13 protein-coding genes are annotated in these 13,317 nt (G+C 62.5%); 5 read left to right on the top strand and 8 right to left on the bottom strand.

Annotated elements, in window-relative coordinates; all coding sequences use genetic code 11:
• Nucleotides 1-17: 17 nt before the first annotated feature.
• From ACCO56_RS06775 to ACCO56_RS06765, 3 genes are all read right to left on the bottom strand, one after another.
• On the bottom strand, nt 18-1,484 hold the full coding sequence (locus ACCO56_RS06775) for a Na+/H+ antiporter NhaC family protein (RefSeq protein ID WP_433638920.1): 1,467 nt from the start codon (nt 1,482-1,484) through the stop codon (nt 18-20).
• Nucleotides 1,481-1,615, bottom strand: coding sequence for a hypothetical protein (locus tag ACCO56_RS06770; protein WP_433638917.1), 135 nt, complete (start codon nt 1,613-1,615; stop codon nt 1,481-1,483). Before ACCO56_RS06770 ends, ACCO56_RS06775 begins: the two co-directional genes overlap by 4 nt.
• 275 nt (nt 1,616-1,890) lie before the next feature.
• Nucleotides 1,891-2,409, bottom strand: coding sequence for a GNAT family N-acetyltransferase (locus tag ACCO56_RS06765; RefSeq protein ID WP_433638914.1), 519 nt, complete (start codon nt 2,407-2,409; stop codon nt 1,891-1,893).
• 288 nt (nt 2,410-2,697) lie between these two features.
• On the opposite strand from ACCO56_RS06765, the gene ACCO56_RS06760 reads away from it, so the two are divergent.
• The gene (locus ACCO56_RS06760; protein ID WP_433639787.1) at nt 2,698-3,684 is read left to right on the top strand and encodes a glutathione S-transferase family protein; all 987 of its coding nucleotides are present in this window, start codon (nt 2,698-2,700) and stop codon (nt 3,682-3,684) included.
• A 97-nt stretch (nt 3,685-3,781) separates the two neighbouring features.
• On the opposite strand, the gene ACCO56_RS06755 is transcribed toward ACCO56_RS06760, so the two are convergent.
• A complete protein-coding gene (locus tag ACCO56_RS06755; protein ID WP_433638913.1) occupies nt 3,782-4,330 on the bottom strand; it encodes an NUDIX domain-containing protein in 549 nt (182 codons plus the stop codon).
• On the opposite strand from ACCO56_RS06755, the gene ACCO56_RS06750 reads away from it, so the two are divergent.
• Nucleotides 4,329-5,267: a metallophosphoesterase family protein gene (locus ACCO56_RS06750; protein WP_433638911.1), complete on the top strand. Its 939-nt coding sequence runs from the start codon at nt 4,329-4,331 to the stop codon at nt 5,265-5,267. The two genes, ACCO56_RS06755 and ACCO56_RS06750, sit on opposite strands and share 2 nt — an antisense overlap.
• Here ACCO56_RS06750 and ACCO56_RS06745 read toward each other — a convergent pair.
• The gene (locus tag ACCO56_RS06745; RefSeq protein WP_433638909.1) at nt 5,257-5,859 is read right to left on the bottom strand and encodes a hypothetical protein; all 603 of its coding nucleotides are present in this window, start codon (nt 5,857-5,859) and stop codon (nt 5,257-5,259) included. The genes ACCO56_RS06750 and ACCO56_RS06745 overlap by 11 nt on opposite strands.
• A 274-nt stretch (nt 5,860-6,133) precedes the next feature.
• On the opposite strand from ACCO56_RS06745, the gene ACCO56_RS06740 reads away from it, so the two are divergent.
• The 3 genes from ACCO56_RS06740 (at nt 6,134) to ACCO56_RS06730 (ending at nt 8,709) form a co-directional block, all read left to right on the top strand.
• Complete coding sequence (locus tag ACCO56_RS06740; protein WP_433638907.1) at nt 6,134-6,568, top strand: TlpA family protein disulfide reductase; 435 nt, start codon at nt 6,134-6,136, stop codon at nt 6,566-6,568.
• 9 nt (nt 6,569-6,577) lie between these two features.
• Entirely contained in the window at nt 6,578-7,306 is a 729-nt protein-coding gene (locus tag ACCO56_RS06735; protein ID WP_433638905.1) for a cytochrome c biogenesis CcdA family protein, read from the top strand.
• Nucleotides 7,307-7,428: 122 nt separating this feature from the next.
• Nucleotides 7,429-8,709: a rhodanese-like domain-containing protein gene (locus ACCO56_RS06730; RefSeq protein WP_433638902.1), complete on the top strand. Its 1,281-nt coding sequence runs from the start codon at nt 7,429-7,431 to the stop codon at nt 8,707-8,709.
• A 3-nt stretch (nt 8,710-8,712) separates the two neighbouring features.
• Here the strand turns inward: ACCO56_RS06730 and ACCO56_RS06725 are convergent, their stop codons facing one another.
• The 3 genes from ACCO56_RS06725 to leuA all read right to left on the bottom strand — a co-directional run bounded on the left by ACCO56_RS06725 (nt 8,713) and on the right by leuA (nt 13,192).
• Complete coding sequence (locus ACCO56_RS06725; protein ID WP_433638900.1) at nt 8,713-9,480, bottom strand: alpha/beta fold hydrolase; 768 nt, start codon at nt 9,478-9,480, stop codon at nt 8,713-8,715.
• A gap of 20 nt (nt 9,481-9,500) precedes the next feature.
• The gene (locus ACCO56_RS06720; RefSeq protein WP_433638897.1) at nt 9,501-11,267 is read right to left on the bottom strand and encodes a tetratricopeptide repeat protein; all 1,767 of its coding nucleotides are present in this window, start codon (nt 11,265-11,267) and stop codon (nt 9,501-9,503) included.
• 260 nt (nt 11,268-11,527) lie between these two features.
• Entirely contained in the window at nt 11,528-13,192 is a 1,665-nt protein-coding gene (gene leuA / locus ACCO56_RS06715; protein WP_433639784.1) for a 2-isopropylmalate synthase, read from the bottom strand.
• Nucleotides 13,193-13,317 lie beyond the last annotated feature (125 nt).

Here is a 13,317-nt window from a genome sequence, read left to right as displayed (position 1 = left end):
GTTTTAGCGGGCTTGCTTCATTGCGAGGGCTGGGACGGTGCACCGGAGCCCCGTGGCATCCGTACGCCGGCGAAAGCGACCGCGATGACCAGGAACGGGCTCACGATGCTGAAGATCGCATAGGGAGCGTAGCTGAGCGTCGCCACCCCCAGAGTCGCGGCCATGTAGGCTCCGCAGCTGTTCCAGGGAACGAGCGCGGAAGTCGGCGTGGCGGCACCGCCGACGGCACGCGAAAGGACGACAGGTGCGAAGCCGCGCTGTGCGAATGCCGTTTTGAACATCCGCCCCGGCAGAACGATGGCAATATACTGGTCGGCCGTGACGATATTGGTCGCGAACACGGCCGCGACCATGGATGCTATCAAAGCGCCGGCGGATCTGACCATGTCGATGACCGGGGTAATCAGTTTGTCGAGCACGCCGGCTTTCTCGACCACCCCACCGAAGGCAAGCGCGGTAACGATCAGCCAGACCGTGTTCAGCATGCTGGCCATGCCGCCACGCGTCAGAAGCTGGTCGATATCCGGATAGCCTGTGCCTGAGACATACCCGCTCGCCAGGGCGAGCCAGACCCCCTTGATGTAGGCGAGCCACGTCGGCAGGTCCTCGCGTCCGGCGAGCCTGGCGAAGGCGACCACGCGCTCAGGCGCGACGACGGCGGCGAGCACACCCGCCACGAGCGCGCCTATGAAGATCGTGGTGAACGGTGGAAGTTTGAGCAGCGCCAAGACCACGACGACGACGAGCGGCAGGAACAGCAGCAGGGACATGTCGAACGTGCTTTGGATGGCGGCGACCTTGTCGCTCGTGTCGAATTCGGCGGGTCTGCCGAGCAGCCAGAAGAAGGCGAGCGCGATCGCCAATGCCACGGCGGACGTGAGGGCGGTCTCGCGGACATGTTGATAGAGGTCGACGCCCGCGATCCCGGCGGCGAGATTTGCGGAATCCGACAGGGGCGAGGTCGTATCTCCGAAATATGCGCCCGAGATCACTGCCCCTGCGGTGATGGCCGGGTCCATGTCGATGTTGAGTGCTATGCCCACGAGGCCGATGCCGATGGTACCGACCACGGTCCAGGAACTGCCGATGCAGAACGAGACGACGGCGCAAATGAGAGCCGCGGTCATGTAGAAATAGGCAGGGCTGAGCAGTTGCATTCCATAATAGACCATCGCGATAAGCGTGCCGCTGAGCGCCCAGGTGCCGATCAGAGCGCCCACCGAGAAAAGAATGAAGATGGCGCCGATACCGGAACTGACACTCTCGATCGCCGCCGCATGAAGCGCGGCCAGCGAATGGCCGCGCCGCCAAGCTATAAGCACCGCGATCATGGTGGCGACGACAAGCGCGACCTGAGTCGGTCCCGCCGCTCCGGCCTCGCCGAACAGGTAGTAGGAGAGAGCGATCAGGACGATCAGGCTCGCGACGGGGGTCAGCGCCTCGATGAGTGTGAGCGGTTGAGGTTCGTCCGATGCTGTGGTCAAGTTTGTTCCACCTTGTGCATGGTCCCCGCTGCCCTGGACAGGAGCGCGCCCTTCCTCCCACGTTCACCCGCATCCAGCCGGCCAGTCACCTCGACCAGCCGGCCAGTCACCTCGACCAGCCGGCCAGTCACCTCGACATCCTGAGCCGCGTATCGGCCCGGGATCGTCGCCGCTCAGGGCATGGGCGAATGACGCTTCTTTGATAGAACCGTGCTTCCGACACTCACTCATATTCTTGTACATCGGCGAGAACTATAACTCGGTCGGAGTTGCCGATGGATGAGTTCAGAATCCCACACTTGTGCGTTGGATGCCCAATATGGTGGGCGGGCCATGTGAGATGAGAAGAAGGCAGGGGATGAGAGGCGACACCCACGCCGACCGTCCAAGCCGTAATGCGGCTCCCCTACGCCGGCACTTTCAGACGATCCTCGTGATCGACCATACCTGACAGGAGCGCGACGGTGCCGGGCTTGATCTCGACCGCGAGCAATCTCGCGAGATCGACCGGCCGCGGCATGGAGATCTGGCCGCGAGGAATGCGCTTGAAGCCGAGAGGACCGTAATAAGGTTCGTCGCCCACCAATATCACCGCGCCGGCGCCAGCCTGTCCGGCCGTCTCCAGCGCCATCTTCACCAGCCGCCGGCCGATGCCGATGTTCTTGTATGCCGGCTTCACCGCGAGCGGCCCAAGCATCAGCGCCCTGCCCTCGCCGGCAGCGACGCGTGTCATTCTGACGGACGCCACGACCGCGCCGTCATGCATTGCAACGAAGGACAGTTGACGCTCGTGCGGCCCACCTTCACGGATGTGATAGGCAGCGCGAACAAAGCGTCCCGGCCCAAAGGCTTCCGCGTTGATCTCTTCGATTTCAGGATCGTGCGCCGGAGCTTCCGGCAGATACGTCACGTCGTCGGCATTCATGGTCTTCTCGTCCGTTCGATCTTGCGAATTGGTCGACCGCAGCGCCGGATGGCCCCGCGGGTTCAGCGCTCGTTCAAGCGCTGGCGCCAATTCGTCGTCGGTCGATCCGGATCATGAAGACAGGTGACATGATGAATCCCGCTAGCATCCATTTGCGGCCTCGTCCATGGGGCCGTTAAAAAATTTTGCATCGAACCCGGCATGTTGACGATGCGTTCATCCCATGCCCCTGGCGATACCGCCCTTTCCGATTACATCAGGGGCGAGAATCAAAAGGGAATCGAGCTGATGGGATTGCTTGTCGAAGGGAAATGGCACGACGTCTGGTATTCAACCGAGGAGACGGGCGGCCGTTTCGAGCGTTCGCGGTCACAGTTCCGCAACTGGATAACCCGTGACGGCTCTGCCGGCCCGAGCGGCAAAGGCGGCTTCAAGGCAGAGCCGGGCCGCTATCATCTCTATGTCTCGCTTGCCTGCCCATGGGCCCATCGAACGCTGATCTTCCGCAAACTGAAGAGGCTCGAGGACGCGATCTCGATCTCGGTGGTCCATCATCATCTTGGCAAGGACGGCTGGACGTTCCTTGCGAAGGACGGCGGCACAGGCGACCACCTCTATGGCCTGGAGTTCCTGCACCAGATCTACACCAAGGCCGATCCTGCCTATTCCGGCCGGGTAACGGTGCCGGTCCTGTGGGACAAGCAGTGGCAGACGGTCGTCTCCAATGAATCAGCCGAGATCATCCGCATGCTGAACTCGGCTTTCGACGAATGGAGCGACCCTTCGCTCGACTTCTATCCCGAGGCGTTGCGGGACGAGATCGACGCCTTGAACGCGATGATCTATCCGGCGGTGAATAACGGTGTCTACCGCGCCGGCTTCGCCACCAGCCAGGAAGCCTATGAAGAGGCCTTCGACGACGTATTCGCCGCGCTCGACACGCTGGAAGAGCGCCTTTCCAGGCAGCGCTACCTGACGGGGAACCGGATCACCGAGGCAGACTGGCGGCTGTTCACGACGCTCTTGCGCTTCGACCCGGTTTATGTCGGCCACTTCAAGTGCAATCTGCGGCGTATCGCCGAATACCCGAACCTTTCGAATTATCTGCGCGATCTCTATCAGATCCCAGGCATTGCGGAGACCGTCGACATCGAGCACATCAAGAAACACTATTACGGCAGCCACGGAACGGTGAATCCAACCCTGATCGTACCGAAAGGGCCCGAGATCGACTATGGCGCACCGCACGACCGGGCGCGGTTCGGCAAAGCGTAGTGCATCCTTCGAGGTTCGCTTCGCTCGCACCTCGGGATCGGACAGGTTGGCGCTACGCCCCTCATCCTGAGGTGCCCGCGAAGCGGGCCTCGAAAGATCACCAGTATTTCGAGACCGCAGCTCCTTCAAAGACTTCCCTGATGCGTCGCAGCGTGGCGGGCGTGGTCGCATCCGGCAGCCGGTCGAGCGGAAAGAAACGCGCTTCGGCAATCTCGCGATCCCGCAGCTTCGGGGCGCTCTGGCGAAAGCTGGTGACTAGGTAGAAGCCGACATGGTCACGCCGGCTCGACCGCGCATTGTAGTGCATCGAGCGCAGGACCGGCGGCCCTAGGAGCTCGATATTGCCCTCCTCCTCCAATTCGCGCACCAGCGCCTCCTCCATCGTCTCTCCCGTTTCAACGCCTCCGCCCGGCAGTTGCCAGCCTGGCACGTAGGTATGGCGGATCAGGAAGACGGAATTGGAGGCGGCGTCGTGAACGAGGCCGCGGGCGCCGAGCGTCATCGGCCGTCGCAACACGAAATAAAGATGGAAGAGCCTGGCGCGCAAGCCGGGCCAACCCGTCTGGCGGAATCGTGCTTCCTCCTCATCGCTCGTGCGCGACGAAGCCAGTTCAACTCCGGTCGGTCCTGATCTAAGAAGGGCCATGTTCAGGCTTGCGCATCTTTCAGACATCCATCTCGGGCCGCTTCCCGATGTAGAATATTATCAACTCGTCTCCAAGCGGGCGCTTGGTTATGTCAATTGGCACCGCAATCGTCGGCGCTTCCTGCATGACAGTGTGATCGACGCCATCATCGCCGATATGAAGGCGGCCGAGCCCGACCACATTGCCGTCACGGGAGACCTCGTCAACCTCGCGCTCGACATCGAGATCGATATGGCGCGGCAATGGCTGGGGCTGCTCGGCGATCCCCATGACGTCTCGGTCGTGCCGGGCAACCACGATGCCTACGTACCCGGCGCCTTCGACAAGGTCTGTCGCGCCTGGGGCGCTTGGATGACAGGCGACGACAGCGGCCCGCCCGCCGACCGGCGGGCGTTTCCTTACATGAGAATAAGGGGCAACGTTGCGCTCATCGGCGTGAGCTCGGCGCGCGCCACGGCGCCTTTCATGGCGACAGGTTTCTTTCGGGAACGCCAAGCGCGCCGGCTCGCTAGGCTGCTCGACGAGGCGGGCCGCCTCGGCCTTTTTCGCGTCGTCATGATCCATCATCCGCCGCTGCGCGGTGCGGTCTCCCCCCACAAGCGGCTGTTCGGCATCCAACGCTTCCAGAACGTCGTGCACTCTCACGGTGCCGAACTCGTGCTGCATGGCCATTCCCATTTGCCCAGCGAAGGGACGATCGAAGGACCGGGCGGGCAGGCGGTTCCGGTCATCGGTGTCGCCGCAGCCGGTCAGTCTCTGGGCGGTCTCAAGCCGGCCGCTCAATTCAATCTCATGGAGATCTCAGGCTCGCCTGAAAACTGGCGCGTCAAGCTGATGCGCCGAGGGTTGACCGGTGCGGCCTTGCCGCCATCCGAACTTTCAGCGGTCGAGCTCTATCCGGAAGCCGCGGAGAAGCCTGCCATGCTCAGAAGCTAGTCCACAGCGGGGAAAGCCTGTCCCATAGGAGCGTGCCGGTGAGGAGAAATCCGACCAACGCCCCGGCCAGGACAATCAGCAAGGCGGACAGCACGGGCCACCAGGCACGCGAGGACCTGGGTCTATTCTTGTTGCCGCTTTCGCTGCCAGCGCCCGGAAGCACCGGCTCGGCGGCGCCTTCCATAAGCCGCTGGCGCTCGACCAGACGCTCGGCGATGTAACGCGTGACCTGATCGGCGACCGGCTTCATATCGGTGGATTCGGCGAGCACGACCCGGCCAAGTCGTGTGTCCTTGAGGAAACGATAGGTGCGCCGGTCGCGTCCCATGGTAACGTGGCTCACGGCGTCGATCCACAAGCGTGGCTGCAGGCCCGACGAAATGACGAAATCGAAATTCTCGACCTCGCCAGGCACATCCTCGAAGACCGGTTGAAGCTCGGTGGCCAACATTTCGAGGCGCATGCGCTGTGCTTCGCGCATCTCCACGACGACATCATCACGATCGGCGGCAGCGTTTTTCACTTCCCGAATGACGTCGGAAAGTTTTCGCGCCTTGTCGATCGCAGTCACCTTCTCGCTTGCGTCGCTCATCGTCCGGACCTCGCGCTCAGCCGCGTCGGCCCGCAAACGGACGCACGGCACTCCACTGCGCACTTAAGCAAGCATTAACATAAAGCTTCCGGAAAAACACGCAATTCGCCGCCTACCCTCGCCAAGCAAATGCTCGGCCGCCTCCGTTGTGGATGGCGAAGAAAAATCCATGTCGCATCTTCGTCTCGGGGTGAAAACCGGTTCCTTCCCCCCGTCGGTGTTTTGCTCCTATTTCTTATCATGCCACTGCTGCCGGTCGCGCAAGGAAGCTCCTATGCCCTCACATCTGCTTCGATCCGTCTTCTTTGCGGGCCTTGCCCTCGGGATGCCGACGGCTTTCTCCCAGCCGGCGTCCGAAACCACTGCGACGAAGCCGGTCGAAACAGCCGCGCCGCGCGCCGTCGTTGTCGACTTCGAGAACGAGACGGCGCTCAACGCGCTCGCCGCCAAGGGGAAAACCGTAGTGTTCTTTTTTGCAAGCTGGTGTCCGAACTGTCGCGCGACCGTGAGCGAACTCAACGCCCGATGGGCAGACGTCAATCCGGACATCACGCTCGTCGTTGCCGACTACGACAAAGAGGCGGGTCTGAAAGCGAAGTTCGGGATCACCTATCAGGACACATTCGTGTTGCTCGACGAGAAAGGCAATGCCACCAAATTGTGGAACGGCGGAGGCGTCGCCGGCTTGAACGCGAACACCTCGTTCTGATCCCCCTGCATGCCTGTCACCATCGGATTGGCTTTCCTGGCGGGCGTCGTCACCGTCCTGTCGCCCTGCGTCCTGCCGCTGTTGCCGGTGATCTTCGCCACAGCGGCGCAGGAGGGCAGATCCCGTCCGCTGGGCGTCGTGATCGGCTTCGTCGGCAGCTTCACGCTTGCAACGCTGGCGCTGAACTTCCTCGTCCGCTCGCTTGGCCTGCCCCCTGATATCAATCGGATTCTGGCGTCAGCAATCCTGGTCGCGCTCGGACTCCTGCTCGCGGTTCCCCCCTTCCATCATACATTCGAGCGCCATGTGGGCGCGCTCGTCGGCCGACTGCCGAGAGGCAAGGGCGGATCCCACAGCGGGCTCCTTGGCGGATTGGCGGTCGGCGCCGGGCTCGGCTTGGCGTGGAGCCCCTGCGTCGGACCGATCATGGCATCCGTCATCACGCTTGCGCTGAACCAGCAGGTGAGCGCCGGTGCGGCAGCCGTGGCGCTTGCCTTCTCCCTCGGCACGGCGCTGCCGATGGCGGCGGTGCTCGTCGGCGGGCGCGGCCTCGTTACGCGTCTCCGCTGGCTCCAGGCCAATGCTGTTCTTTTACAGCGCGCGATGGGCTCGATCCTGGTCTTGACCGGCCTCGCCATCCTGACGGGCTGGGACAGGTCGATCCAAACGCAGCTCCTGATCTGGTTCCCCGGATGGGAACAGGCGCTCACCGGTTGGGAACCGCGACCGTATCGCTGAACCAGCCCGCAGGAGCTTAGAAAAACGTGCTACAGGCGGCGCGAAATTGGCAATCCTGCGTCTTCAGTTCCGGCAATGCCTGTAGGCAAATCGGGGCATCCTTCCAAGCAGAGGTAGTTGCCATGTCGACCACAACTTTCCGTTCACACCTGCTCGCAGGTGCCTTCGGTGCCATCGCGCTGACCGCCATCCCTTCGGGCCTCGTATCCGGCATAACCGCGGCGCATGCAGAAACGGCGCTGCCGATCATCGTTTCGGCGCTGCAGGCCAAGCAACTTATCGCCGCGGGCGCAAAGATCGTCGACGTGCGGTCCGCCCAAGCCTATGCCAAGGGCCATATTCCCGGCGCGGTGAACCTGCCCTGGCAAAAGCTCAACGTGTCCGAGAGCGACGGCATCCGCAATGAATTCGCGAGCGACGCGACGTTCGAGAAGGAATTCGGCGCCGCAGGGCTGAGCTATGGCGACACGATCCTGATTTACGACACCACTGCACTGCCCGGCCGCGCCTATGTCGCCTTCGAATATGCCGGCCTCGGTGACAAGACACACGTGCTGGACGGTGGCGTCGCGGCATGGTCCGAAGCGCTTTCGACCGATCCCGTCGTCACTTCCGCCACCGACTTCAAGCTCGACCGCAAGAAGGACATCCGCGTCGACAAGAGCTATGTCGCGGGCAAGATCGGCGCCTCCGACGCGATCATCATCGACGGACGCAACGAAGATGCCTATGCCGACGGGCATATTCCGGGCGCCCAGGCGCTTCCCGCCGCGAGCCTGCTCAACAAGAACGCCACGCTGCAGTCGGAGCCCGTTCTCACCGCGCTTCTGGAATCCAAAGGCGTGAAGCCCGACCAGGAAGTCGTCTCCTATTGCGGCAGCGGGGTGGCGGCGGCCAACAACTATCTTGCCCTGAAGAACCTCGGCTACAAGAACGTCGTCCTTTATGACGCGAGCTGGGACGAGTGGAGCCGCGACCCGCGTTCCGGACAACAGGTCTCGCTCGCCAACTATACGTTCGAGGGCACGCCGAACGCCGGAACGGACGGCAGCCCGCAATTCCTCGACGAGAAGCAGGTCAAGGCGCTGGCCGGCGACCCCAAGGTTGTCGTCGTCGACGTGCGCTCGCCCTCCGACTTCGCGGCGGGACACATACCGGGTGCCGTCAACGTCTACTGGGACTCGACGTTCGATAGGGATCGCGTGCTCCTGCCGGCCGAACAGCTCAGGAAAATCTATGCGGACGCAGGCGTCACGCCGGACAAGCGCGTCGTACTGTTCACGCGCGGCGGCCTTCAGCTCTCGCACAGCTATACGGTGCTCAACGTCCTGGGTTACAAGAAGGTCGACTTCTTCACCGGCAAGTTCGAGGGCTGGGAGAACGGCGCTTTCAAGCGAACCTGACCCTCACGGCTCGGGCCCGAGCTGTCGCCGGATCACCTCCACGACCAGCTCGGGCACTTCGTCGATCAGCATGTGGCCGGCGCCGTCGACACGATGAAGCGCGAAGTGCGGTGGCAGGTCGTCCGCCTGATGGATGGGAAGCACGCCGTCCAGCTTGCCCCAGACGGTCGCGACAGGCATGGTCAGCCCCGCCAGCCATTCACGCGGAATGACTCCCTGCTTGCCGTCCCGGCATATCAGCCCGCAGATCTCAATCAGCTTTTCGGTCTGCCCCGGCAGTTCGCGAAGCGCGAAACAGCCACGCTCCATGTCTTGGGATAGCGGGCTGTTGAAGCCGATCATTCTCTCGAGCGCTGTCCGAATCTCCATCTCGGTTCGGGCTGCCGCATAGCGGGCTAGCAGGCGGTGATTGATTTCGGGACCGAAGCCGCCGGGCGCAAGGAGGGTCAGCGAAGAGACGCGGTCCGGCTCGCTCGATGCAGCAATCGTGGCAACAGCACCGCCCATCGAATGACCGACGAGATGGACGCGCTGCAGTCCTCTACGTGAGAGATCGTCGAGAACGGCCTTCACCGCGACCTTGACTGGGCCACCTCCCGACCAAGCGAGCGATTCGCCGTGGCCCGGAAGGTCGTAAGCGATCACTCTCGCCCTGTCGGAGAGCGCACCCTGCACCGCTGTCCAGACCTTGTGCGAGCCGCCGAAGCCATGAAGCAACACGACCACCTGCGAACCTTCGCCGGTCCGGCGCGCAAAAAGCTCGTGATTCACTTTTCCCCCGTTTGGTTGCCTCAACTCGCGCTTCCGAGCCCGGCGGCTCGCAATGCCTGGACGAGCTTTTCGGTAAGATCCGGCGGATAGCTGGATTTCTCCAGCGCGGAGCGAGGATCCTTGATGAATTCCGGGTATGTGTCAGCCAATTCCTTGACCAAAATCTCGGTCTGGCGCTGGTTTCCCTCCCAGTGAGCGGCGATGATGCGAGCGGCGAGGTAGTGCGGACGCTTGCCGGATATCAGCGCTTCCGTCGCGCTCGCTGCCCTCTTCATGTCTCCCAGCATGAATTTGCCGAGGAAGAGAGAGTAGTCCCACCAGCTCGGATGCGAGCTCGAAGCCTCGACCGCCCTTTCCATGATCGGGCTGCCGTCCGCATAATCGCCCGAATAGATCAGCGCATAACCGTAGGCTGCGGCCATGCTGAGATCATAGGTGTTCAGCTCATAGGCTTTTCTCATCCAGCGGATCGACTCGGCCGTATTGCCGTTGCGGCCGAGAATGAAACCATAGGCGCGATGAGCATAAGGGCTGGTCGCGCCGGCGAGAACCCCGCGATGCGCGAAATCCATGGCCTGCTCGAGGGTCGCTCCCGAAGGATAGGCGTAACCATCGGTGATCGTCTCCAGGACAAGTGCCGCAAGCTCTGAATAGATCAGGGGCGATTTCGCACCGGCGTCGAGAAGCCGCTGGAAGCAATCATATGCGGCACGGTGCTTTTCCGGCGTCTGGTCGAGATAGTAGTTGTCGTTGAGGAGCAGACATTCGGTCAGGCCCGATTGCAGCTTCCTCTGCTCGATGAAGCCGTAGATCACGCCGGAAACCGGCACCGTCGAACTGAGCATGTCCGCCACCTGGTCGTCGAGCTCTTCGCGGCTGCTCGCGGACGGGGCGAATTGCCGCGAAACCAGAACGGCGCCCGACGAGCCGTGCTGAAGCTCAACGACAACATTGCCGGCGGCGGGCAACGGGCTGATATCGAAAACGAAATCCCGCCCTGGAGTCTTAGCTTCCGCCCCTCCGGGATTGTGCTCGCGGGCGATGAACTCGACCGTATCGAAGCCTGCGAGCCCCGCCCTAAAAATCGTGGCCAGCTTGGCCGAGTCGGCGTCGGCGGCATCCGTCGATATGTGCACCGTGGGCAGTGTCTCGATCGGATAGGATGGCCCGATGCTGGCCGTGGAAAAGCCTCTCCCCCCACCAGCCATGGCGGCTTCCTGCACACCCTCCTGTGGGAGGGTGATACGCAATACGAGGAAACCCAGCATGGCGATGATGGCGCCGAGCGCCATCCAGAACATGCGCACATGGCGGGCCAATTGTGGACTGAGAGGCGCCTGTTCGTCCGCGACTGGGGACGATTCGCTCGAAGCCGGGATGTCGACCGGCCCTTCGGCGAGAATGATATCCTCCGCCGGCTCGGGCGCGATGGAAGGGCTCGGCGCGGACACGATCTGGTAGGCCGGAACGTAGCTGCCGCGCGGAATGGTGACCCTGACGGGATCACTGGTTCCTTCGCTCGCATAGTACTGATCGAGAAGCTCGCGCAGGCGTCCGGCCTGGACACGCACCACCGCGTCGGTCGACGGGTCGAACTCGGCATCCTTGCCGAACACGTCCATCGCAATGGCGAAGCCCTTGAGGCGCTCGGCCTCGCCCGCCTGCTCGCGGTCGATCAAGTATCGGAGGAGGTTCCGCGCCCGCTCGGAACGGCCAAAGGTCTCGCTGCGGAGCACTCGCTCCAGCATCTCGCGCACTGCGGGGGCGGCAGGCGTGTCGTATTGCAAGCGTCGGATCCTCGATACCCACGCGGAACTATGGCGAAAACCTTATCGCGACTACCAGATGGTATACAACCAGTACCATCCGCTAATTTAGCAGGTGAATGGCGCAATCCCAAGAAAGTTGACGAGAAAAGTCTTGATGGCCCCGCCTTGCCGACCGGCCGGACGTGTCCGGCAAGGCAGCGAGGCGGCGGCATCCAGGCCACCGGCCCTTTTTGTGTCGCGACTATCGCGCGAGGGCAGACCCTCGTTGGGTCTCCCGGCTACCCGACCAAGCGGTTCACGGCCGAAACAACGGCTTCCAGCGACGCCGCCACGATGTTGGTGTTGATGCCGGCCCCGAACAGCCGCCCGCCCGGATGCTCGATCTCCACATAGCTGATCGCAGCCGCGTTGGAACCGCGCTGGATCGAATGCTCGGAATAGTCGAACACCGAAACCGGGATTCCGACGTGACGGGAAAGCGCGTCGACGAAGCCGTCGATCGGCCCGGTTCCAGACCCCGTGATCGTCTTCTCGATGCCTCCGTCCAGGATCTTGGCCTCGACGATCCGCTGGCCTTTCCGTTCGGTGTCAGGATAGGTGTGGTGATCGACGAACTCGAGCCGCGCGCCGGGCTGGTCGACATAGACCTCGAGGAATCGTTCGTGGATGCGCTTGGAGGGGACCTCCTTGCCTTCCGCATCGGTGATCTGCTGGATGTCCTGGCTGAACTCTACCTGGAGGTTGCGCGGCAGGTTCAGGCCGTAATCGGCCTGCAGCACATAGGCGATGCCGCCCTTGCCCGATTGCGAGTTGATGCGGATGATCGCTTCGTAGCTGCGGCCCACATCCTGCGGATCTATCGGCAGGTAGGGCACCTCCCAGATCGGCTTGTTCGCCGTCTTGATCGCCTTCATTCCCTTGTTGATGGCATCCTGGTGGGAACCCGAAAACGCCGTATAGACCAGCTCGCCGACGTACGGATGCCGCTCCGCGATCTTCATTTGATTTGAATACTCGTAGACGTCCTTCATCCGATTGATGTCGGAGCAGTCCAGTTCCGGATCGACGCCCTGAGTGTACATGTTGAGCGCCATCGTCACGACATCGACATTGCCCGTGCGTTCGCCATTGCCGAACAAGGTGCCCTCGACACGGTCGGCGCCGGCCAGGAGGCCCAGTTCGGCCGTGGCCACGCCCGTCCCGCGATCATTGTGGGGATGCAGCGAAACGATCAGCTTGTCGCGATTGTCGAGCTGCCGGCACATCCACTCGATGCGATCCGCGTAGATGTTGGGCGTCGACATCTCCACGGTCGAGGGCAGATTGATGATGAGCTTGTTCTCGACGGTCGGCTTGACGATTTCGGCCACGGCGTTGCAGATCTCCAACGCCACTTCGAGTTCGGTGCCGGTGAAGCTTTCGGGCGAATACTGGAAGCGGTAGCCACCGCCAGCCTTGGCCGCCATGTCGGTGATCATCTTGGCCGCGTCGGTTGCGATCTGCTTGATGCCCGCGACATCCTTCTGGAACACCACGCGGCGCTGCAACTCGCTGGTGGAGTTGTAGAAATGCACGATAGGCGTCTTCGCGCCCTCGAGCGCCTCGAAGGTGCGGGTGATCAACTCGGGACGGCACTGGACAAGGACCTGCAGGTCGACGCCGTCGGGCACATTCCCATGCTCGATCGCCCAGCGTGCGAAATCGAAATCGGTCTGTGAGGCCGAGGGAAAGCCCACCTCGATCTCCTTGAAGCCCATGTCGAGCAGAAGCTGGAACATCCGAGCCTTGCGCTCGTGGCCCATCGGATCGATCAGCGCCTGGTTGCCGTCACGCAGGTCGACCGAGCACCAGATGGGTGCCTTCTCGATACGCTTGTTCGGCCAGGTGCGATCGGTGAGGCCCACCTCGGGATAGGGCTGGTACTTGATCGCTGCCTGCGCCATGTGGCCTGCGGCGCGGATTTGGCTTGTCTCGTTCATCTTCTCGTCTCCTGGCGGCCCGCCATGCACTCGGCCAAGCGCTGAAGCACCGCCTCTATCAGGGATTCATGGATTTGTTGCGAAGGGCA

It is taken from the genome of Mesorhizobium sp. 1B3 (assembly GCF_050958605.1).
Classification (GTDB): Bacteria; Pseudomonadota; Alphaproteobacteria; order Rhizobiales; family Rhizobiaceae.
Note: the sequence above shows the minus strand (reverse complement) of the source record. Positions and strands in the feature narration are given on the sequence as shown.